We start from the raw sequence: 23,175 nt of genomic DNA on the forward strand, positions 1-23,175 counted from the left end.
TATTAAGGATCTACAGATTTTGTGCAACCCTTTTTTAAAGAAAATTTAAATTAATGGCATTTAATTCAATTTTAGATCACTCCTTAATCAACACGCCCTAAAATTGACTGTTTTATAATCTAAACCGTTAAATTTCCTGCTTTATAACACTCCAATCAATGCTCGGAGCACGCATACCATGCGCTCCTTTATATTCAGGACTCATTGGTGACTGCCAATTTTCAAGAGCTACAGGATCTAAACGATAAATCTCAACTTCCAATGGATGGCATGTTGATAAAGGGTCTATGCCGTCTCGACCCAAGAAATCCACAGATAGGTCTCCGCCTGGACAGCAAGACATCGCACACAACAAATCAATCTCCGCGAAAAATTCGAGATAATCCCCTTTTTGGGCAGGACACGGCTTCATAAAATACTGATCATCTTCATTTAAACCAGTACATTGAAAAACGTTCAACACATCATGTACATCAAACTCAGTTAATCCATGTGGAAGTACGGCACGAACCAAATTGGAATGACAATGAAAGTCAAAGTCTTCACCAGTTAATAGGTAGTTTATATAAGGATCACAACGCGTACCGAGTAAATCATGTACTCGCCCGCCATCTCCATCCTTACCATAATTGTCCAGCGTATCCTCTATAATAGTTGCCATTGGGCGTAAGAAAGGCAGCGTAGACCATAGCCTGTCATATGTACTTATATGTGCACTCTGCAGCTGACGTGTGCGCGACGCCCACATGCGCTCCCTTGGATCGTGTAGATTCCACATATTGAAGTCACCAACTTGCGGACCTTCTGAAACGCGAATCCGAAACACATGCCCCGCTGGCACCTTCCAAGCTTGACCAGATCGCATTGGAACCTTTATGGTTTCCACCAAAGTACGCTTTGCATACCCTTCTTTTAAAGAATCGTAAAACACTTTATCAACAGCCAGTTTCGAGCCTTCACCTGACCTGTACGCTGCTTCCACATTCGCCATATTGTCTCTCCAAATTAAGTTTCTATTTGACTTAGACTAGAGAAAACGGAAACTCAAAAAAATGGACATTTATTTTAAATACATGACAAATATTCAAGAGTGCGTTTATGAGCCTTCCCTATACTGCATTACACACTTTTCATCTGGCAGTTCGCTTCGGCAGTCTAAAACAAACAGCAGATTATCTGAGCTTGACCGAATCTGCCGTTAGCCATCAAATCAAACGCCTTGAAGCACAATTAGGTTACGCCCTCTTTTATAAATCCGGACGACAATTAAAAGTCACACCAGAAGGTGCAAAACTCTCAACAGAATTATCTCAACCCTTCGATCATATTGACCAAGCACTATTAACAAAAAAGCAGAGCACGCACACCATAACTCTGTATTGCCTACCTTCTCTCATCGAACCTTGGTTATTACCAAGGTTACTTGCATTCAAAAAAACTAATCCGAATTACGATTTAGCCATTCGATATTACTCCTCAGCACCTGACTATCTAGATGAATATAGCTTGCGCATTGGCAACCATGAAAACTGTGATTCCATGAACTATTCACTCACGCCAATTTTTTCGGGTGAAACACTACCAGTCTGCAGCCCGATCTATTTAAGTCAGCATCCAAACCTTCTATCTCTTAATGGGTTATTGGAAGCAGACCTCTTACATGATCACTCAGATGCTAGCTGGCAAGATTGGTTCTCCCTGCAAAACAAGCAACTGATTCAACCAGCAAAAGTGATTTACGAAGATTTCCACTTACTCAAAATGGCCACGCTGGCGGCACAAGGAGTCGCCTTGTGCCCAGAGGCACTGATTCAGCAAGACCTGCTAAATGGAACATTAGTTACGCTTTCTCATCGGAAGGGTAACATTGGCCGTTATTATGCTATCGAACAGAATCGATACGCTCATGCCAATACCCAGTTACTTATTGAACACCTACTCAAATCATAGACACAAAAAAACCCTTTAGCTTTTTAGCTAAAGGGTTTCATCTGTACTAATTTATCGAATTAACCTAACCACTTTCTTGCGTTTTGGAACAAACGCAACCATGGCGCTTGTTCTTGCCATTCGCTTGGGTGCCAGCTGTGCTGAACCGTACGATAAACACGCTCAGGATGAGGCATCATAATAGTCACGCGACCATCTTCAGATGTTAAACCCGTTACCCCTTGCGCTGAACCATTCGGGTTGAATGGGTAACGCTCGGTTGCTTGTCCGTAGTTATCTACATAACGTAACGAAATTTGATTCGCCGAAGCCAGTGTCGCCATATCTTGGTCATCACGGTATTCAGTCAAACCTTCACCATGAGCAACGACGATAGGCATACGAGAACCTTCCATACCGGCAAGCAAGATCGAGTTCGACTGCTGAACTTCCACTTGTACAAGGCGCGCTTCAAACTGAGAAGATTGGTTACGAACAAATTTCGGCCAATGCCCCGCACCAGGAATCAACTCGTATAAATTCGACAACATCTGACAACCATTACACACACCAAGGGTGAAAGTGTCAGGACGATTGAAGAAGGCTTCAAATTGCTCACGAGCAACTGGGTTGAAAAGGATAGACTTCGCCCAACCTTCACCCGCCCCCAACACGTCACCGTATGAGAAACCACCGCAGGCAACCAAACCACTAAATTGATCCAGCGTCGTACGACCAGACAAGATATCACTCATGTGAACATCTACTGGAGTGAAGCCCGCTTTGTGGAAAGCCGCTGCCATTTCGACTTGACCGTTTACACCTTGCTCACGCAAGACGGCAATCTTAGGTTTAACACCAGAAGCAATAAAGGCAGCGACAATGTCTTCATTTTGATCGAAACGAACATCCGCAGATAAACCGGGATCTTTTGCATCAAGCAAATTATCGAACTCTTGCTGTGCCGACTCTGGATTATCACGCAATGCTTGAATACGGTAGCTGGTTTCTGACCACACACGTTGCCAATTAATACGAGATTCTTCAAGAAGCGTTTCGCCAGTAAAACGAACACGAATGCTATCGTCACCAGACAAGGTGGCAATAGAAGTGACAGCGACGCCTACTTTTGCATAAGCAGCAACGATAGCGGTCACATCGGATTCATTGACTTGAATCACGGCACCCAACTCTTCGCTAAATAAGGCAGGTCCCACTTGGGCACGATTAGAAACCACTTCATCAAGATCGATATTCAGACCCAAATGACTCGCGAACGACATTTCAACCAAGGTTGCAAACACACCACCGTCAGAACGGTCATGGTAAGCCAACAATTTGCCTTCCGCATTAAGCGCTTGAGTGGTATCGAAGAAACCCGCCAATGCAGCTGCGTCATCTACATCTGGGGCTTGCTGCCCTAATTTATTGTAAACCTGAGCAATAACAGAACCGCCAAGACGATTTTTACCTGCGCCCAAATCAATCAACAACAAACGTGTATCGGCTTTGTTTTGCAGTTCTGGTGTTAATGTCTTACGAACATCCGTTACTGGGGCAAACGCCGAGATAACCAAAGAAAGTGGCGACGTTACCGCTTTTTCTTTGCCATCTTCTTTCCATACGGTCTTCATCGACATTGAGTCTTTGCCCACTGGAATGGCAATATCCAATGCTGGACACAATTCCATACCAACCGCTTTTACAGTTTGGTAAAGCTTTTCATCTTCGCCTTCATGACCTGCGGCCGCCATCCAGTTTGCAGACAACTTAATGCTACTACGTTTAGTAATGTGTGCTGCCGCCAAGTTAGTTAACGCTTCACCAACGGCCATACGACCAGATGCAGGCGCATCCAACAACGCAATGGGCGTACGCTCACCCATCGTCATGGCTTCACCGGTGTAACTTTCAAGAGAGGACGTTGTTACCGCCACATCGGCTACTGGCACTTGCCATGGCCCCACCATTTGATCACGAGCTACCATGCCAGTAATCGAACGGTCGCCAATGGTAATCAAGAAATTTTTGCTCGCTACCGTTGGCAAGCTCAATACACGATTTGCTGCCTCAGCAAGGTCTACATCAATCGCGGTAAAATCATCACCCGCAATAATGGCTTTTTTAGCTTCACGGTGCATTTTTGGTGGCTTGCCAAATAAAACAGACATTGGCAAATCAACGGGATTGTTATCGAAATGCTCATCCGCCACTTGCAGATGCATTTCTTCTTTCGCCTCACCAACGATGGCAAAAGGACAACGCTCACGTTCACAAATCGCGGTAAATTCTTCAACTCGATCTGGAGAAACCGCCATAACGTAACGCTCTTGCGATTCGTTACACCAGATTTCTAGTGGTGACATACCTGGTTCATCGTTAAGCACCTTGCGCAAATCAAAGTTACCACCGCGCTCGCCGTCTTTGACCAATTCAGGCAAGGCGTTAGACAAACCACCAGCGCCCACATCGTGGATAAAGCTGATTGGGTTTTTGTCACCAAGCTGCCAGCAACGGTCGATCACTTCCTGACAACGACGTTCCATCTCTGGGTTACCGCGCTGTACAGAAGCAAAATCTAGATCTTCGTTACCATCAGCAGACGCCATAGAAGATGCCGCGCCACCGCCAAGACCGATCAACATCGCAGGACCACCAAGTACGATTAACTTAGCACCTACTTTAATCTCTTGTTTTTCAACGTGCTCACGACGAATGTTACCGATACCGCCAGCTAACATAATTGGCTTGTGGTAACCACGTACTTCTTCTTGAGAAGCACCTTGGATTTTTTGCTCATAAGTACGGAAGTAACCCAATAGGTTTGGACGACCAAACTCATTGTTAAATGCGGCACCACCGATAGGACCTTCGATCATAATATCCAAAGGCGTTACGATACGAGACGGTTTGCCGTAATAGCTTTCCCATGGCTGTTCAAAACCTGGAATTTTAAGATCGGATACTGTGTAACCGCTCAAACCGGCTTTTGGCTTTGAGCCAATACCTGTCGCGCCTTCGTCACGAATCTCACCACCAGAACCCGTAGCCGCACCTGAGAAAGGCGCAATGGCCGTTGGATGGTTGTGAGTTTCTACCTTCATCAAAATATCGATGTGTTCGTGACTGAAATCGTATTCACGGGTTTCAGCGGATGGGAAGAAACGCCCACCAAAGTGACCTTCCATCACAGCAGCGTTGTCTTTATAAGCAGACAAGGTGCCATGAGGATTATGTTCGTGAGTGTTCTTGATCATTTTAAACAAGGAGCGCTCTTGCTCCTCGCCATCAATGGTCCAAGACGCATTAAAAATTTTGTGACGACAATGTTCTGAGTTTGCTTGCGCAAACATCATCAACTCCACATCGATTGGATTACGACCCAACTCAATGAAAGACTCAACAAGGTAATCAATTTCGTCATCCGCAAGGGCAAGACCTAGCGTTTGGTTTGCCTCAACCAAGGCTGCACGGCCGCCACCCAGCACATCAACACTTGTCATGGGTGCTGGTTCTGCGTGAGAGAACATGTCAGACGCGTCGCTCAATGCCGGAAGCACGCTTTCTGTCATGCGGTCATGCAACATAGCAGACAACAAATCCAGCTCTTCAAGCGACAAAGGCGCTGAGCTATGAATAAAGTATTCCACGCCACGTTCGACGCGAGATACGGCCGCAAGGCCACAGTTATGAAGGATATCGGTTGCTTTCGATGACCAAGGTGAAATAGTGCCTAAACGAGGAACCACTAAAACACTTTGATCAGATGAACTGACTTGGGAGGATTTAGGACCGTAGGCCAAAGCGCGTTGAAGAACAGTTTCCTGCTCAGAAGTAAGCGTTTGATTATCAGCCAGCTCCACGAAATGGAGAAATTGCGCATCAACATCTGTAACAGACGGGATAGATGCTTGCATATTGGCTAATAACTTTGCCTTGCGAAACGCCGATAGCGCTGCGGAACCATGCAGAGTTAGCATGTTGAGTATTGCCTCACTTGGTAGTTTTGGGGAAATGGTGCGGGTATTTTAAATCAATGAGGCAAATAGAGGCTAGCAGAGTATGAAATTTCTACACCAAATGACGGAATTAATCGCCTAAATAGCCTCTTTTTGCCTGTTCTCTGAGCTTCTTTTTTTGTTCACGACGATATTGAAAGAACTGAGAAAGCTGCGTCGACGCTGTTTCAGCCAACACACCAGACGCCACTGTCACTTTGTGATTAAGGTATGGGGCCTGAAAAAACTGCCCCTGACTTTCCACGATGCCACTTTTAGGCTCCGTCGCCGCATAAACGACTCGATCAATACGAGCATGTACGATAGCACCCGCACACATTGAACAAGGCTCTAAGGTGACATATAAGGTCGCACCAGGAAGCCGGTAATTATTCATTCGTTTACACGCATCACGAATTGCCTGAATCTCCGCGTGAGCGGTTGGATCACAAAGGGAAATGGGCGAGTTATAGCCTTCACCGATAATCTCATCATTGAGCACCACAATGGCACCAACCGGAATCTCGTTTTCTGATCCAGCTTTAGCGGCCAATGCAATAGCTCTTGCCATCCAGACATCGTCTTTCATTATTGATCTACCTCAAAGCGAATAGATTGCCTTTGCTAGGCAATCCGCTCTACACTCAAATCTAAAGAATACATACTCACAAGGAGACTTACTTCATGCGCACAGTGGCAGATTTAATGATTACCAACTTAATTACCTTAAGAGAAAACGATTCTCTAGCGACGGCAAAAACACTCATGCAAGAGAAGAATATCAGAAACATCCCCATAGTGAATGACGAGGGAGAGTGTGTTGGTATGCTGACGCAGCGTGAATACTTACGTCATGCGTTTCATCTAGTGAGTCAGTTTGGTACGCAGCAAATCTCGAAAAAAGAACAACAAACGCCCATCGCCAATGCCATGAATAAAGACATATTAACAATAAGTCCTGAAACAGACCTCAATCTGGCCGCTGAATTTTTTATCGAAAACAAATACGGCTGTTTACCTGTTACTCAGGACAACAAGCTTGTGGGCATTCTTACCCCTGTGGACTTCGTCAAGCTCGCTCATAAAATGCTGACTGAATCGGCCTAAGTATTTAGAACCGTTGACTAGAGTCAGAGGATGTAGATTGCGCCTCTTTCTCTACTGTCACATCTATCGCTTGCAAACCAAACTCCGTGCTGGACAAAGAAAAGCTAACAGCCTGTCCTTTTCTAAGTGTTTTATGACCCTCGCAAGCAATCGATTTGTAATGCACAAACACATCACTGTCTTTATCCCTTTGAATAAACCCCATTCCTTTCGTGTCATTAAACCACTTAACCTTGCCAGTCAGTCGATCCATAGCCATCGCCTCTTTTTATTATTTTTATGGTTTGATTCGTTTTAACATCAACAAAAAGCAGAAAGTCAAAAGTGACCTCCCGCTTTCCGTCTAAAAAAGAACGCTTACAAGGATTCGATACGGACTTTTTGCTCTTCTAATTTACTCACCGCCAACTGCAAGTCATCGCATTTAGCACGCTCTTTCTCGACCACTTCTGGAGGAGCCTTAGCCACAAAACTGTCGTTTGAAAGTTTACCTTGGATGCGCTCAAGGTCTTTTGTTGCCTTATCAATTTCTTTTTGCAGACGAGCGATTTCAGCGTCTTTGTCGATCAAACCTGCCATGGGAACCAGCACTTCCATGTCACCCACCAATGCGGTTGCAGACATCGGCGCTTCATCACCCACATTTAACCAAGTCACGGACTCTAATTTCGCCAGCGTTTGCAAGAAAGTTAGGTTCGCATCTAAACGCGCTTTATCTTGATCAGAACCATTACGGAACAAAATAGTCAGGGGTTTAGAAGGAGAAATGTTCATTTCACCACGAATGTTACGAATGCCTTCGATAACCCCTTTCAGCCACTCCACATCCGCTTCAGCTTGCGCGTCTTTTTTCGCTTCTTCAGCTTCAGGGTAGTTACTCAGCATCACAGTGTCACCCATCACGCCTGCAAGCGGTGCAACACGCTGCCAAATTTCTTCGGTTAGGAATGGCATCATTGGATGAGCGAGTCTCAAAAAGGCTTCTAGCACACGAACTAACGTGCGACGAGTCCCCATCAGTTGCGCGGCGGTGGCGTTTTCATCCCAAAGCACTGGCTTAGACAACTCCAAATACCAATCACAGTATTCGTGCCACATAAATTCATACAATGCTTGAGAAGCCAAATCGAAACGATGCGTGTCAAAGGCACGATTCACCGCCTCTTCCGCGTGCTGTAGACGAGAAATAATCCACTTATCCGCTAAAGACAATTCAACTTCTGCGCCATTTTGACCACAGTCTTGATCTTCTGTGTTCATCAAGACATACCGCGTGGCGTTCCAAATCTTATTACAGAAGTTACGGTACCCTTCCAAGCGATTAAGATCGAACTTAATATCACGACCACCAGACGCCAACGAGCAAAGCGTAAAACGCAATGCATCGGTACCGTATGCTTGAATGCCTTCAGGGTAAGTTTCGCGAGTATTCTTCTCAACTTTTTCAGCCAAACGAGGCTGCATCATGCCAGAAGTGCGCTTCGCCACTAAAGACTCGATGTCAATACCATTAATCAAATCCAATGGATCGATTACGTTGCCTTTGGATTTAGACATTTTATCGCCACGTTCATCACGGATTAACCCCGTAATATAGACGGTTTTGAAAGGTACTTTATTCGTAAACTTCAACGTCATCATAATCATTCTGGCTACCCAGAAGAAAATAATGTCAAAGCCCGTGACTAATACATCGGATTCACTGAAATCTTTAAAATCTTGCGTTTCTTCTGGCCAACCTTGCGTTGCAAAAGTCCAAAGCGCTGAAGAGAACCAGGTATCTAGCACATCTTCGTCTTGAGTCAATTCAAGGTCCGCTGCCAAACCATATTTCGCGCGAACCTCGTCTTCACTCTTACCAACATAATGTTTGCCATCGGCATCGTACCAAGCAGGAATTTGATGCCCCCACCAAAGTTGACGAGAAATACACCAATCCTGAAGATCACGCATCCAAGCAAAGTAGGTATTCTCCCACTGCTTAGGCACAAATTGAATGTCGCCATTTTCAACCGCTTCAATTGCGGGCTTCGCCAAGGACTCGACCGCCACATACCACTGCTGCGTTAAATAAGGTTCAATCACGGTATTACCACGTTCACCACGTGGTACTTTTAGCTTGTGATCAACGACTTTTTCAAGCAAGCCAAGCGCATCAAAATCGGCAACAACCGCTTTACGAGCAACAAAACGATCCATACCACGGTATTTTTCTGGTGCGGTATCATTGATAGCCGCATCGTCAGTCAAAATATTGATCAATGGCATGTCGTGGCGTTTACCCACTTCATAGTCATTAAAATCGTGGGCCGGAGTAATTTTCACACAACCCGTACCAAACTCTTTATCCACATATTCGTCTGCAACGATTGGTATACGACGACCCACCAATGGCAAGTCAATATACTGACCAACAAGATCCATAAAACGCTCATCATCTGGGGCTACCGCCACCGCAGCATCACCAAACATGGTTTCTGGACGTGTTGTCGCCACGACAATGTGATCTTTTCCGTCCGCGGTTGTTACTCCATCGGCAAGCGGGTAACGGAAATACCACATGAAGCCAATTTCTTCTTCTGAAATAACTTCTAGATCGGACACGGCCGTATGTAATACAGGGTCCCAGTTTACGAGGCGCTGACCACGATAAATAATGCCTTCATCAAATAAACGTACAAACACTTCCTGAACCGCCGCAGACATACCGGGGTCCATCGTAAAGCGCTCTTTTTCCCACGCAACCGAGTCACCCAAGACACGCATTTGATCGGAAATCGTACCACCAGACTGCGCTTTCCATTCCCACACTTTTTCAAGGAATTTCTCACGACCTAAATCATGACGGGTAATGTTTTGAGCAGCTAACTGACGCTCCACCACCATTTGTGTAGCGATCCCCGCATGGTCGGAACCCGGCTGCCATAAAGTACGGCGACCTTTCATTCGTTCGCGGCGAATCATGGCATCCATCAAGGTATGCTGAAAAGCATGGCCCATGTGCAGGCTACCAGTGACGTTTGGTGGTGGAATCATGATAGAGAAAGGTGAACCGCTGCCTTGAGGTGCGAAACATCCACTCTCTTCCCAACGTTGATAAATAGGCTGTTCGATACTTTGAGGTTGGTAGATTTTTTCCATTATGGTGTCTTAAAGCTCTTATGTGGCGGTAAATAGGTTTTCAAGGATTATAACGTGTCGTAACCAGATAAAAAATAATACGAACACAATTAAGGCATCTATATCAGGCTGCTCGACTTATTGACACAGCACAAGAAGCCATTAGTTGTCTTTTGTTTGAGGAGAGTCTGCGACATTTTGCGCGTCAGCAAGATGCAATGCCTGTATCACTTCAGCCACCAGCTCGGGTAAACGCTTTTCGAGGACATCGGTAATCGCTTTGGCAATTTGCGCCTGAGAAGGAGAAGAGACGCTTAACGCTGACACTTTCTCCGCCAAAACAGGAGGAATACCTTTCTCATCGTCTTGGGTAGCGTTCTTATGATCATCAAGCGACTGAACAAAATGGGCTTCTTGGCTAACCGAACTCGACACTTGATCGGCCACAATATCCATCAAAATGGGAATATCATCCTGATTACGCAGTGCCGATATCAGCGCCTCTTCATCTGGCTCAAAAATATCGTCATGCGAAGTGGCTAGGTCTGACATAGAAAAACCGTTAGTAAGAAAACAGAATAGAACCGTTAAACAAACTTGTTTAACCCCTGTATGTAGCCCTTAACTTTCGCACTGTAAAACACAAAAGTCTACCCTCTAACGCAAAAGCCGACTGAACGATGGATTCCACTGATGCCATAAACCAGTCAAACCCTTTTATGAAGGTTTTTTCAGTCAAAAAAAAGCAGCGACAAATACTAGCGCTGCTTTTCATTAAGGACCTACTTTATTCTTAATAACCAGTGCGCTGGCTAACGACTTATGCTTTCGCTAACAAATAACGCGTCAATAAGGCAACTGGGCGACCACTGGCGCCTTTACTTGCGCCACCCGCCCATGCGGTACCTGCGATGTCTAAATGCGCCCAAGGATAAGAACCGGTAAAGCGAGATAAAAAACACGCTGCCGTTACAGAGCCCGCTTCTGGACCACCGATATTACCGATGTCCGCAAAGTTGCTATCTAGTTGTTGCTGATATTCTTCGTCTAGAGGCATTTGCCAAATTTTATCGGCAGATACTTGGCTAGCTGTTTTCAACTCTGACGCTAGGTCATCATTGTTCGCATACATACCAGAGTTAACGCTACCCAAGGCAACGACACAGGCACCAGTTAATGTCGCAATATCAACAACCGATTTTGGCTTGAAGCGTTCAATGTAAGTCAAAGCATCACAAAGCACTAAACGGCCCTCAGCGTCGGTATTCAAAATTTCTACCGTTTGGCCAGACATGGTTTTCACGATATCACCCGGCTTAGTCGCACGGCCACTAGGCATATTCTCCGCCGCCGCAATCACCGCTGTAAAATTCAGCTTCGGTTTTAACTCACAAATCGCTTTCATCGTACCGAAAACGCTAGCTGCACCACACATATCATATTTCATCTCGTCCATTTTTGGACCAGGCTTCAAGGAAATACCGCCTGTATCAAACGTAATGCCTTTACCTAGAAGAACGTGAGGCGCTTCGCCCTCTTCTCCACCGCGGTAGTTCATAACGATTAAGTAGCTTGGCTGATCACTACCATGACCTACAGAAAGTAGACAGTGCATCCCTAATTCATCCATTTTGCTTTCGTCTAGCAACTCAACACCGATGCTGTACTCTTCACCTAGCTGCTGAGCTTTTGACGCTAAATAGCTTGGCGTACAAACATTGCCTGGAAGGTTACCAAGCTGGCGAGCAAAAGCCGACCCTTTGGCCGTTGCGGTACCAATTGTCAAAGCCGCCTCATCTGTGCCCTCTAACAACAAGGACGTAACTTTTGTCGCTTTCTCAGCATCATCTTTCTTAAAGCCGAGGAAGTTGTAAAAACCTTCGTTCAACCATTGGGCAACCAGAGCAAGCACATCTGCCTGAGAACGATTTTTCAATACCAGACCAGCACTGGCAACCGCAACCGATGCGAATGGGAAACCTTTAATTTGCGCCGCTACCGCAGCAACCACTTTACGCGCCTGCATATCACTCAGCTGAGACTCTTTACCAATACCAACCAAAAGCACAGCTTGGGCAAAATCTTGTGACATACCTGGAAGCAGTAGCGTCTGTGCAACGCTACCTTTAAAAATACCTGTATCACGAAGCTGGGACACCTGCCCATTGCTATTCGCATCCACCCAAGCGGTCGATTCAGCAAAGTCGCCTTCACTTGGTACAAAAACCACAAGCAAGTCCGCTTGCGCTGAAGAAATACGATCAAATAACGCCATATTCATGAAAGAACCTCAAACGATAACTTTAAAAAAAACTGGATAATAACCTTCTTACCACGAGATAATGGGGGCTTTAGATGTGTAAACAACTCTACGCTTGAAAAGCAATACTCATCCAGAGGTGACTTTGAGACTATTCAGATACTTAGCGAAAGAAGTGCTTGTGTCAACCATTGGTGTGACACTGATACTGTTACTTGTCATCCTAAGTGGCCGCATTTCTTCTTATCTAGGCCGTATTGCTGAAGGGAAAATGACCTTCGAATTTCTCTTCGTTATTCTTGCTTATCATATTCCTAGCTTCGTTCAAATGATCCTACCACTGGCTTTTTTCTTATCTCTGCTACTAGCGTTTGGGCGACTGTACATAGAAAATGAAATGTCCGTTTTGTTCTCAAGCGGCATTAGCAAGGTCAAACTAGCCGCTTACACTTTGGGCATCGCTTTTATTATTAGTGCCGTAAGCGCTACCATCAGCTTCTGGGTTGCCCCCGCCAGTGAATATCGTGCAGCGGAAGCATCTCAAGCTCAAAACCAGCTATCGGCTTATGACTTTTTAATTCCAGGACGATTCGAAGGCAGTGGGCAGCGCACCACATACATTGAAAACTTCACCCAAGTCGACGGATGGATGGAAAACATTTTTATATCTGATGTCACTCGTAGCAATGGCAACAACATCCCCACTCAAGTCCTTGCCGCCTACGCCGAACAAATACGCATTAGCGCAGAAGGCAACCAAAACTATCTTGTTTTTAAAAACGGCACTCGATACGAAGGCCACCCTGGCAGCGCCGAATATCGCATCACCCACTTTGACACCTATGCGGTGCGCATGGCTAACCAAAGCATCAGCACGATTGATGAGGCTTTCACTAAAACCACTCTTGCTCTAATAACGAGCTCAGACCAACTAGATAAAGTTGAATTACAATGGCGTATCTCCCTCGTTGTGATGATACCGATTCTAGCCATCATCGGGCTTTCACTTAGTCAAGTAAATCCAAGGCAAGGCCGATTTTTCAAAATGTTGCCTGCCATTCTGCTGATGATACTTTACATCGCCCTGCTTATTTGGGGCCGAACAGGCCTTGAAAAGGGCAAATTACCCATGCAACTTGGTTTATGGTGGATACACGGTGTCTTTGCGCTTATCGCGGCAGCTCTTTTTCTTCAGTACAATCAGATATTTGCACGCCGTAAAGCCAGACTTCCCAACCACACGGATTCAGACGAGCCTTCACTATGAAGAAAATTGATAAATATATTGCCAGCAGTGTGCTGTGGGCTTTTCTCATTGTCTCGGTCGTATTGCTTGGTTTGGATTTTGCTCTCACCTTTATTGAGCAAATTAAAAAAGTAAACGACAACTACACTATTCAGTCATTGTTGCAAGTCATCCTGTACCGTTTGCCTGGCAAGTTGGCTGAGTACATCCCCATAGCCGCCCTCATCGGCACCTTGATGGGGCTGGGCACATTGGCTGCCACATCAGAATTAACCGTCATGCGGGCTGCAGGCATGCCCATTTGGCGCATTGGCTTGGCTGCCTGCCAACCTATCTTATTAGTTTCATTAATGGGCATGGGGATTTCGGAATTTGTTGCGCCCATAGCAGAGCAAAGAGCCAACCTAATCGAAAAGTTCAAAGACCAAAAAAGTGGGGCTTTTTCATTGACCGGTGGTGTTTGGCTAAAAGCCAACAATGACTTTGTTTACATCGATGCCGCTGACAGCAATGGCACACTCTACGGTATTAAGATTTTTTCACCTAACAAAGATGAAAGCGCACCACAAGATCAGAAACAATTAAAATACACCAAAAGCGCCACCACAGCCCAACACATCGAAGGCTCGACATGGCAGCTAAACGAAGTAACAGAAACCTATTTCTTCCCCGATCGTATCGAAACGAACAGCACAGCAAGTGCAGAGTGGAATGTCAGCATCACGCCAGAAAATTTGTTTTTGTCATCACAAGAGACGGAAACCTTGTCACTCAGCCAGCTATTACGTTACCAAACGTATCTTCAAAAAGAAGAGCTCGACGCCTCCCAGTATGAATTAGAGTTCTGGATCACAGCATTGCGGCCAGTGGCCTCTCTAGCGTTAGTATTGGTGGCATTATCCAGCGTCTTTGGCCCGCTTCGGTCGTCTACTATGGGAGGGAGAATCTTTACTGGCGTCATCATCGGCTTGGCTTTTCAAAACGCACTCAATTTGTTTGGCAGGATGAGCGTCGCCGTCGGCTTTCCACCTCTGATTGGGGTCAGCATCCCGATTATTATTTGTTTATTAGCCGGAATCATACTCGTTAGACGACGAGGGTAATTCGACGTCTAACGAGATTTGTCAATTCTTTATAAAACGGGCAATTCGAACCAAGGCTTCTTGAAGCCGGTCCTGGTCGCAAGTATAAGCAAAACGAACGTACTTATGAGCATTCTTGATGCCAAAATCGGCGCCCGGAGTTAACGCCACTTTTTCTGACTCTAACAAAGCCAGACACCAAGCCATCGCATCTTGAGTAATAGCCGACACATCCACATAGACATAAAAAGCACCATGAGCAGGCGCTACAACCGGTAGACCAAGTGCTTCTAACCCTTGAAGTAAGACCATACGACGAGCATCCAAGGTTTGCCTGCGCCTCTCACACTCAGCAAGCACTTCTGGTGAAAAAGCATGAACAGCCGCATATTGCGATACACTAGGAGCCGAAATAAATAAGTTTTGTGCGAGCTTTGTGGCACCCTCAATCGCCCATTCCGGCACCACCAGCCAACCTAAACGCCAACCTGTCATAGCGAAATATTTTGAAAAACTGTTAATCACAAAAATATCATCAGCAATCGACAGCGCAGAGAAGTCTTCACCCTCGTAAACTAACCCCTGGTAGATTTCATCCACCAACAGATGCCCACCTAATTCAGACACCTTTTGCCAAGCCTCTGTAACATACTGCTTACTTAATACCGCGCCTGTCGGGTTCGATGGAGAGGCCAGCCATAAACCGGATGTGTTATCTTGCCAATGCTCCGACAAAGCACCTAGATCCATTTCAAAGCCTTGCTCTACCTTAGTCTCGATTAACTTGGCACTCGCTCCCGCTTGAATCAGAAAGTGACGATTACAAGGATAACAAGGGTCTGGCATCATCACCTCTTCACCCGGATTCACCATCAGCGACGCCATTAATAACAAGGCTCCAGACGCACCCGGTGTAACAATGATTCGCTCAGGCGCCACACTGACTTGGTAACGAGACTGGTAATAGTCACTAATGGCACTTTTTAGCTCTGGCAGACCAGTGGCGGACGTATAGCCCGTTTTACCCTGCTGAATAGCCAGCACCCCCGCATTAGCAACGTCTTCTACGGCGACAAAATCTGGCTCACCAATTTCCAGGTGAATGACATCCTCCCCTTGTGATGCCAAGGCTTTGGCTCTCGCTAAAATCGCCATCACTTGAAACGGCGCAATCTGCCCCACTCTTGCTGCCAACCTGTGTTTTTTCATCCCGCTCTCTCTGCCTTTTCTTAGCCTGTTTCAAAAATATCGCGACATTTTGCGCAAAAAATGTGGTTTACGAGGTGATTATCTGGTAAGTTTCCGCCCGAAAATACACCCCTAATTTTATCGGTTACAGGCTACCATAATGGAAACCTGCGAAGTGAGGCAATGCGTATGCCAAAAATGAACCCTGAGTCATTAATGAAAGACTTCACTCCTTACATTGCTAAGGATGGCGAAGAATACATGAACGAGAAGCAGTTGGCGCACTTTAAGAGCATCCTACTCAACTGGAAACAAAACCTCATGGAAGAAGTTGACCGTACGGTGCATCATCTGAAAGAAGAGGCGGTTAACTATGCGGATCCTAATGATCGCGCGAGCCAAGAAGAAGAGTTTAGCCTAGAGCTTCGTGCACGAGATCGTGAACGTAAACTGGTTAAAAAAATCTCTCAAACCATCGAACTCATCGACAATGACGACTATGGTTATTGCGAAGAATGCGGCATTGAGATCGGCATTCGTCGATTAGAAGCCCGTCCGACCGCTACTATGTGCATTGATTGTAAGACGTTGGCTGAAATCAAAGAGAGACAAGTAGGCAAGTAGGCGATTAATTGTGTCTCATGCCTATCGAGGACGTTTTGCACCTTCTCCCACAGGCCCACTCCATTTTGGCTCGCTAGTCAGCGCATTAGCGAGCTATTTGGATGCAAGAAAGCACCATGGTAGCTGGATCATTCGCATCGAAGATGTGGATGGTAGTCGCTGTCAACCCGCGTTTACTGAACAAATCCTCAACACTCTTAACAGCTACCAACTCTTTTCTGACGAAGAGATCCTCATTCAAAGCCAGCGCAGTGATACTTACGAACACTATTTAATTCAACTAAAACGGCAGCAAATGGTTTTTCCATGCAACTGCACACGACAGTCTCTCACTCAATACGACGGCGTTCACCCACATGTGTGCGACAGCACGACAACACAGCCCCATTCATGGCGCTTAAAACCCAGCTCAACCCTCTACCAATGCCAAGATCGCATTCAGGATAGACTGGTTTTCACCGACGATCTGAAAAACAGCCCGGCACTAAAAAGAAAAGACGGCTTTTTCTCTTACCAACTGGCTGTTGTTATTGATGATCACCTACAAAACATCACTCATCTTGTGAGAGGCGCCGACTTAATTGAAACCACAGCCCAGCAGCTGTATCTCTATGATTTGTTTTCATGGACACCGCCTAGTGTGTGTCACATCCCCCTTATTACCAATCATGCTGGGGATAAAATCAGCAAACAAAATCACGCCAAGCCTATTTCGAACGGTCATCTACCGACACTGTTACGAGCACTTCATTACTTAACAATTGATTTAACATCACCAACAAGCATTCCAGAAGCCTTAACGCAGGCCATCGACGCCTGGCATCCGGACAAACTCAAAAATATCAAACACCTCCCCCTCGAAGCAGCCGACCGGCACTTTATTTAAACCGCCACATTATTTGGCCCATCACTCTATTCGAACCATCCCATCCCAACCGCCTCGACCAACACGATCCTGTGTGTATAATCGTTACATACGTTACAAGGGGTGACACTTCATGCACAGTATTATGATCATTTGTCCAGACCATTCTTTGCTAAAAGCCGCTGAAAAATGGCTTTCTCGATACGGCTTTCAAGTCAACACTAGCCACACCTTAGAACAAGCCAACCATTACTATGAACTGAGCGAATTTCATTTACTGCTCGTTGATCAGGCAAGCCTGTCACAACAAGAAAACAGTCAATCGCAGCTCCCAGAAACACCCAAGCACATTATCCTGGATGCCAGACCCAGCTTAACCACCGGCGTTAACGCCATGGCGCAGGGTGCCATTTACTACCTCCCCTTGCCCACCGACTCTGAAACACTGTTAAAACACGTCGTCAACGCCATTGACCAGAGTGATCAAACAAGCAACTTCGTAGACAACACACCTAAAAACACACCAACACCGCCCACTCAAGAAGGCACAATAGAACTTGGCACCCCCGGCAGTGGCATTATCGGCCAATCACCATTAATGCAAGACTTGTTTAGCGACATGCGTAAAATTGCTGGCACCGATGTGACCGTGCTGATTCGCGGTGAATCCGGCACAGGTAAAGAACTGGTCGCCAAAGCATTGCACAACCTCAGCCAGCGCCATGCTCATCCGATAGTGAGCGTTAACTGTGCCGCCATCCCAGAAAACCTGATCGAATCGGAACTCTTCGGCCATGAAAAAGGCGCCTTTACCGGTGCCAACACCTCTCACGACGGCTTAATTTACGCCGCAGACAAAGGCACCTTGTTTCTAGACGAGATAGGCGAGCTACCGCTTGAAGCACAAGCTAGGCTACTGCGTGTACTTCAAGAAGGTGAAATTCGTAAAGTAGGGTCAACTCACTCAACCAAGGTCAATATCCGCTTAATTACCGCCACGCACAGACACCTTGTCGACATGATTAGAAAGGGATTGTTCCGGGAAGATCTCTATTACCGCCTTTATGTGATGGAACTGCTCCTGCCCCCTCTCAGGGACAGAGGCGATGACTTGTCTGTATTGGCTGAGGTTTTACTCAAAAAAGCCTGCCAAAAACACCACAAAGCGCCCTACCATTACTCCAAAGCCTTTGATAAGGCGATCCGTGGCCATCATTGGCCGGGGAACGTAAGGGAATTGGAAAACGCCATCGAAAGAGCCGTTATTCTAAGCCCAGCCGAACGAATAGAAGCCGCCAATTTGAAACTGGCTAATCAGCAAGGCGCCACAAATAGAAGCAACCACAGCAACAACACCCAGACCTCTTTTGCGACGCCACCGACGGGCACAACCCTTGACGATTATTTAAAGTATTTTGTATTGACGCACCAACACACAAAGACAGAAACAGAACTTGCACATTGTTTGGGCATATCAAGAAAAAGCTTATGGGAAAGGCGACAGAAGCTAGGAATAGCAAAAAAGTAACAAATAAAAAGTAACACTTGTTACCATATTACCCATAATTTTATTACAATATTGTAAAAAAAGTGTACAAAAGATAATGAAAACTTAACAAAATCAGCACTTTATTAATTTTGGCACAACAAATGCCTTATATGGGTCACAACGATAATAATAGATTGACCAAAAATAAAAATAAGTTAATCGTCGTGTGTTAGGTTCTTAAAAATAAAAATAACAAACAAGAACACCGTGACCTCAAAAAATAAAAATAAAAACATGAGGTCATGGATGGAAAATCGCTTTGGATAATTGATTTTTTTAGATATGTAAGCCTTCGGGCGATGAAAACAATGCAATAATAAAAATAAAACCTGAGTAGAACCGCAAAAGCGGCACCCACTTTGTTTTCGGGACTAGTATCTTCATGTATCCAAAGCGATTATTTTATTTACTCCACAGTAAATTCGCAATCGCTTTCACCTACCCTGCTCTAACTTACCAAATTCTCAAAACAGACTATAATTCGTGTAACTTTAAATCCATCACGTGTAGAATGTCCTTTTCGTTAACTTTAAAATTTGTTGTCTAATGCTTACAGGATTAAAATCTCTGGTACGTAAAGCTACCTCTCTGCTTGCCTCTTCGAAGGTACAGACTTACCCTATTATCATCCCTCGCAGCGATCACAGCTTATCTCGAACCAATTTAAGCGCCAACGCCGTGAAAGTACTGTATCGCCTTAACAAAGCCGGCTATGACGCTTTTTTAGTGGGTGGGTGTGTTCGAGACCATTTGATCGGCATCGAACCTAAAGACTTTGATGTGGTAACTAATGCCACGCCAGAAGAAGTCCACAGTATTTTCTCTAACTCGCGCCTGATTGGACGACGTTTTAAATTGGTTCACGTGACATTTGGCCGTGAAATGATTGAAGTGTCGACGTTTAGAGCTGGCTCCGCCCAAAGTGAAGACGATGACGAAACACCGAATTCTTCACTAAAAGGCAAAGACTCAGCTCGTTCCACCCATGGTATTGTTTTGCGCGATAACGTCTACGGCAACATTGAAGAAGACGCTGAACGACGCGATTTCACGTTTAACGCCCTTTACTACAATGTCAAAGATTTCAGTATCCATGACTATTGCGGTGGCTTAAAAGACATAGAGAAAAAACAAATTCGCATTATTGGCGATGCCCGTCAGCGCTACCAAGAAGATCCTGTGCGCATGTTGCGCGCGATTCGTTTTGCAGGAAAACTCGGCTTTGAAATAGAAGCCGCAACCGCCGCTCCTATAAAAGAAATGGCGCACTTGCTGGATCACATACCACCTGCACGTCTTTTTGAAGAAGTTCTCAAATTACTGGGCAGTGGCAATGGCATAAAAACCTTCGAACTGCTGCGACAATACGGCTTATTTCGTTACCTATTTCCCGATACTGACGCCTTGTTACAAAGCGGTTGGAAAAGAGACGACATTGATCCAGAAGCCTTTATTTTACAGGGCTTAAGAAATACCGACGATCGCATCCAAAGTGGCAAAACCACCGCACCCTATTTTTTGTATGCGGTTCTTTTATGGCCTAGCGTGGCATTACGCCATGAAGAATTCCAAGCGCAAGGCATGCCAGCCACACCGGCATTGCATCAAGCGGCCAATATGGTGTTAGACAATCAAGTCGCATCGACCGCCATTCCGCGTCGCTTCTCAACTCCGATGCGCGAAATCTGGGACATGCAGTATCGTTTGCCAAAACGTTATGGCAAACGTGCCTTTTTATTGTTGGAACATCCACGTTTTCGAGCAGGATTTGACTTCCTGTTGATCCGCGAGCTAAGCGGCACAGAGCTAGACGGACTAGGCGCATGGTGGGAAGAGTTCCAGCATGCCACAGAAAGCCAGCAACGTGAGTTGATTAAAAGCATAGACGCTCGCGCTAGCGATAAAGAAGGCCCCAAAAAACGTCGCCCACGTCGTCGTAAAAAGAGCAACAGCCACAACAGAGACACCAACGACAACTCTGGCAAAACACGAGAAAACTTTGACGAATAAGAGGATGCCTCTTGATACACGCTTATATCGGCCTCGGCAGTAATCTTGACACCCCAATGGCGCAACTGGATCGCGCCATTGACACCTTACAGAAACACGACGACGTAAAAAATCTTCGTGTTTCTTCTATTTATGGCAGCAAGCCCGTTGGCCCTCAAGATCAGCCAGATTATGTCAACGCCGTCGCTTCATTCCAAACCGATCTCCCCCCCCTTGCACTGCTCGACTTGCTGCAAAGCATTGAACAGGCACAACGTCGAGTTAGAGAACGTCATTGGGGGCCGCGCACCTTGGATTTAGATCTGCTATTGTACGGTCAAGAGACGATTCAACTTCCTCGGTTAACCGTGCCGCATCCTTATATGCTTGAAAGAGGGTTTGTTATTAAACCGCTGAGCGACCTAGCGCCCGATACTCTTTTAAACAATGGCAATACAGTGATTGAGCAATTACAGCAACTTGATACCAGCGATCTGGTCATTATCAAAGAAGAATAAATTATGTATTCAGATAACTCTCAGCGAACACTTACCAAGCCAGTTACTTTATCCACGCTCAAAAAAATGAAGGCCGATAAAGAGAAAATTACCTGCTTAACCAGCTATGACGCATCCTTTACCAATGTCATGAACGTAGCCGGTGTGGAAACCATTTTGGTGGGTGACTCTTTGGGTATGGTCATACAAGGCCAAGACAGCACACTTCCCGTGACCATCAAAGACATGTGCTATCATACCGCCGCCGTAAAGCGTGGTAACACCAATGCGTTTATTCTCTCAGACATGTCGTTCATGAGTTACAGCAAACCGGAACAAGCACTCGATAACGCCGCAAAACTGATGCAAGCGGGTGCCAATATGGTCAAATTAGAAGGCGGTAGCTGGCTCGCCGACACGGTAAAGCTGCTTAGCCAACGAGGCATTCCCGTTTGCGCGCATTTAGGCCTAACCCCCCAGTCCGTGCATAAATTTGGCGGTTATAAAGTACAGGGTAAAAGCCAAGACGCCGCCGATTTACTCCTGCAAGAGTCGCTAGACCTTGTGGCCGCAGGGGCGGATATTCTCCTCTATGAATGCATCCCAACAGAACTGGGCAAGACGCTCACCGAAGCGGTTCCCGTTCCTACGATTGGCATTGGGGCCGGTCATCACACGGATGGTCAAGTCTTAGTAATGCACGACATGCTTGGCATTAATCTAGGCCATACACCAAAATTTGTGAAAAACTTCTTAACCGATGGTCGCAATGTGACCGAAGCCTTTGCCGCGTATGTAAAAGACGTCAAAGACCAAACTTTCCCAGGACCTGAGCACGGATTCAAATCATGAAAACATTCCACACCGTTGCTGAGCTTCGTACGGCATTAAAAATAGAACGTCTACAAGACAAAAGCATTGCCTTTGTGCCTACCATGGGCAACTTGCACGACGGTCATATGTCATTGATCCGACGCGCCGCCGAAGAAGGCGATGTGGTCGTCTCTTCCATCTTCGTCAACCCCATGCAATTCTCCGCCAACGAAGATTTAGAGCGTTACCCTAAAACCCTCGAAGAAGACAAAAAAGTACTTGAGGCAAATGGTTGTCACTTTCTCTTCGCGCCAGATGCCCTAGAAATGTACCCGGATGGCAAACGTAGCCAAACACAGATCGAAGTCATGGGTTTATCTGACATTCTATGCGGTGCATCACGTCCGGGTCATTTTGTGGGTGTCGCAACCGTGGTGACAAAATTGTTTAACATTGTTCAGCCAGACTGTGCCATATTCGGCAACAAAGACTTTCAGCAACTAAAAGTCATTGAAGACATGGTACGCGATCTAAGCTCTAATATACGTATCATTGGCATAGATACAGCGCGCAACGAAGACGGCCTTGCCATGAGTTCGCGCAATGGTTATCTAACTGAAGAAGAAAGACGCATCGCACCGACGATGTATCAAACCCTGCTATGGGCGAAAGAGGCGCTTCTAGCAAACCGTGCGAGTCACGAGGACATTCGCGAACAAGCTCAGCAGAAGCTTGAAGCGGCTGGTTTCCGTCGTGATTATTTTGAAATTCGCGCACAAGACAATTTACAAACACCGTCAGAGGAAGAGAAAAGCCTGGTCATTTTGGCTGCGGCACACCTAGGCAGCGCACGCTTAATCGATAACTTGCGCGTAGAACTAGATTCACTTTCAACACACTAGGGAGAT

At 45.8% G+C, this 23,175-nt stretch carries 19 protein-coding genes; 11 read left to right on the plus strand and 8 right to left on the minus strand.

What is annotated here, in order from left to right:
- Nucleotides 1–127 precede the first annotated feature (127 nt).
- The gene (locus tag EBI00_RS14110) at nucleotides 128–991 is read right to left on the minus strand and encodes an urea carboxylase-associated family protein (protein WP_123096597.1); all 864 of its coding nucleotides are present in this window, start codon (nucleotides 989–991) and stop codon (nucleotides 128–130) included.
- A gap of 107 nt (nucleotides 992–1,098) precedes the next feature.
- On the opposite strand from EBI00_RS14110, the gene EBI00_RS14115 reads away from it, so the two are divergent.
- Nucleotides 1,099–1,950 (plus strand): LysR family transcriptional regulator, encoded by an 852-nt coding sequence (locus EBI00_RS14115; RefSeq protein WP_123096598.1) that lies wholly within the window; start codon nucleotides 1,099–1,101, stop codon nucleotides 1,948–1,950.
- Nucleotides 1,951–2,009: 59 nt separating this feature from the next.
- Here the strand turns inward: EBI00_RS14115 and purL are convergent, their stop codons facing one another.
- Entirely contained in the window at nucleotides 2,010–5,909 is a 3,900-nt protein-coding gene (purL, locus tag EBI00_RS14120) for a phosphoribosylformylglycinamidine synthase (RefSeq protein WP_123096599.1), read from the minus strand.
- Between the two features lie 109 nt (nucleotides 5,910–6,018).
- On the minus strand, nucleotides 6,019–6,516 hold the full coding sequence (gene tadA, locus EBI00_RS14125; protein WP_123096600.1) for a tRNA adenosine(34) deaminase TadA: 498 nt from the start codon (nucleotides 6,514–6,516) through the stop codon (nucleotides 6,019–6,021).
- A gap of 95 nt (nucleotides 6,517–6,611) precedes the next feature.
- Here tadA and EBI00_RS14130 point away from each other — a divergent pair, with 95 nt between their 5' ends.
- A complete protein-coding gene (locus EBI00_RS14130) occupies nucleotides 6,612–7,034 on the plus strand; it encodes a CBS domain-containing protein (RefSeq protein ID WP_123096601.1) in 423 nt (140 codons plus the stop codon).
- A gap of 4 nt (nucleotides 7,035–7,038) precedes the next feature.
- Here the strand turns inward: EBI00_RS14130 and EBI00_RS14135 are convergent, their stop codons facing one another.
- From EBI00_RS14135 to EBI00_RS14150, 4 genes are all read right to left on the minus strand, one after another.
- Nucleotides 7,039–7,287 carry a cold-shock protein gene (locus EBI00_RS14135; protein WP_123096602.1) on the minus strand — a complete coding sequence of 83 codons (249 nt, stop codon included), beginning with the start codon at nucleotides 7,285–7,287 and terminating at the stop codon, nucleotides 7,039–7,041.
- A gap of 104 nt (nucleotides 7,288–7,391) precedes the next feature.
- Nucleotides 7,392–10,175, minus strand: coding sequence for a valine--tRNA ligase (locus EBI00_RS14140; RefSeq protein WP_123096603.1), 2,784 nt, complete (start codon nucleotides 10,173–10,175; stop codon nucleotides 7,392–7,394).
- 141 nt (nucleotides 10,176–10,316) lie between these two features.
- Nucleotides 10,317–10,706 (minus strand): hypothetical protein, encoded by a 390-nt coding sequence (locus EBI00_RS14145; protein ID WP_123096604.1) that lies wholly within the window; start codon nucleotides 10,704–10,706, stop codon nucleotides 10,317–10,319.
- A 268-nt stretch (nucleotides 10,707–10,974) separates the two neighbouring features.
- Nucleotides 10,975–12,435: a leucyl aminopeptidase gene (locus tag EBI00_RS14150; protein ID WP_123096605.1), complete on the minus strand. Its 1,461-nt coding sequence runs from the start codon at nucleotides 12,433–12,435 to the stop codon at nucleotides 10,975–10,977.
- Nucleotides 12,436–12,553: 118 nt separating this feature from the next.
- On the opposite strand from EBI00_RS14150, the gene lptF reads away from it, so the two are divergent.
- Together lptF and lptG are read left to right on the plus strand one after the other, a co-directional pair.
- Complete coding sequence (lptF, locus tag EBI00_RS14155) at nucleotides 12,554–13,681, plus strand: LPS export ABC transporter permease LptF (protein WP_241557054.1); 1,128 nt, start codon at nucleotides 12,554–12,556, stop codon at nucleotides 13,679–13,681.
- Entirely contained in the window at nucleotides 13,678–14,763 is a 1,086-nt protein-coding gene (lptG, locus tag EBI00_RS14160) for an LPS export ABC transporter permease LptG (RefSeq protein ID WP_123096607.1), read from the plus strand. Before lptF ends, lptG begins: the two co-directional genes overlap by 4 nt.
- A 21-nt stretch (nucleotides 14,764–14,784) precedes the next feature.
- Here lptG and EBI00_RS14165 read toward each other — a convergent pair whose 3' ends face one another.
- A complete protein-coding gene (locus EBI00_RS14165) occupies nucleotides 14,785–15,951 on the minus strand; it encodes an aminotransferase class I/II-fold pyridoxal phosphate-dependent enzyme (RefSeq protein ID WP_123096608.1) in 1,167 nt (388 codons plus the stop codon).
- Nucleotides 15,952–16,119: 168 nt separating this feature from the next.
- On the opposite strand from EBI00_RS14165, the gene dksA reads away from it, so the two are divergent.
- The 7 genes from dksA to panC all read left to right on the plus strand — a co-directional run bounded on the left by dksA (nucleotide 16,120) and on the right by panC (nucleotide 23,169).
- Nucleotides 16,120–16,554 carry an RNA polymerase-binding protein DksA gene (gene dksA, locus EBI00_RS14170; RefSeq protein ID WP_123096667.1) on the plus strand — a complete coding sequence of 145 codons (435 nt, stop codon included), beginning with the start codon at nucleotides 16,120–16,122 and terminating at the stop codon, nucleotides 16,552–16,554.
- 10 nt (nucleotides 16,555–16,564) lie between these two features.
- Complete coding sequence (gene gluQRS / locus EBI00_RS14175; RefSeq protein WP_123096609.1) at nucleotides 16,565–17,440, plus strand: tRNA glutamyl-Q(34) synthetase GluQRS; 876 nt, start codon at nucleotides 16,565–16,567, stop codon at nucleotides 17,438–17,440.
- Nucleotides 17,441–17,552: 112 nt separating this feature from the next.
- On the plus strand, nucleotides 17,553–18,947 hold the full coding sequence (locus EBI00_RS14180; RefSeq protein WP_123096610.1) for a sigma-54-dependent transcriptional regulator: 1,395 nt from the start codon (nucleotides 17,553–17,555) through the stop codon (nucleotides 18,945–18,947).
- A 567-nt stretch (nucleotides 18,948–19,514) separates the two neighbouring features.
- On the plus strand, nucleotides 19,515–20,978 hold the full coding sequence (pcnB, locus tag EBI00_RS14185) for a polynucleotide adenylyltransferase PcnB (protein WP_123096611.1): 1,464 nt from the start codon (nucleotides 19,515–19,517) through the stop codon (nucleotides 20,976–20,978).
- Between the two features lie 14 nt (nucleotides 20,979–20,992).
- Nucleotides 20,993–21,475: a 2-amino-4-hydroxy-6-hydroxymethyldihydropteridine diphosphokinase gene (gene folK, locus EBI00_RS14190; RefSeq protein WP_206612594.1), complete on the plus strand. Its 483-nt coding sequence runs from the start codon at nucleotides 20,993–20,995 to the stop codon at nucleotides 21,473–21,475.
- 3 nt (nucleotides 21,476–21,478) lie between these two features.
- Nucleotides 21,479–22,306 (plus strand): 3-methyl-2-oxobutanoate hydroxymethyltransferase, encoded by an 828-nt coding sequence (gene panB / locus EBI00_RS14195; protein ID WP_123096613.1) that lies wholly within the window; start codon nucleotides 21,479–21,481, stop codon nucleotides 22,304–22,306.
- Complete coding sequence (gene panC, locus EBI00_RS14200; protein WP_123096614.1) at nucleotides 22,303–23,169, plus strand: pantoate--beta-alanine ligase; 867 nt, start codon at nucleotides 22,303–22,305, stop codon at nucleotides 23,167–23,169. Before panB ends, panC begins: the two co-directional genes overlap by 4 nt.
- Nucleotides 23,170–23,175: the final 6 nt, after the last annotated feature.

It is taken from the genome of Marinomonas hwangdonensis (assembly GCF_003721245.1).
In the GTDB taxonomy this organism is placed as follows: Bacteria; Pseudomonadota; Gammaproteobacteria; order Pseudomonadales; family Marinomonadaceae; genus Marinomonas; species Marinomonas hwangdonensis.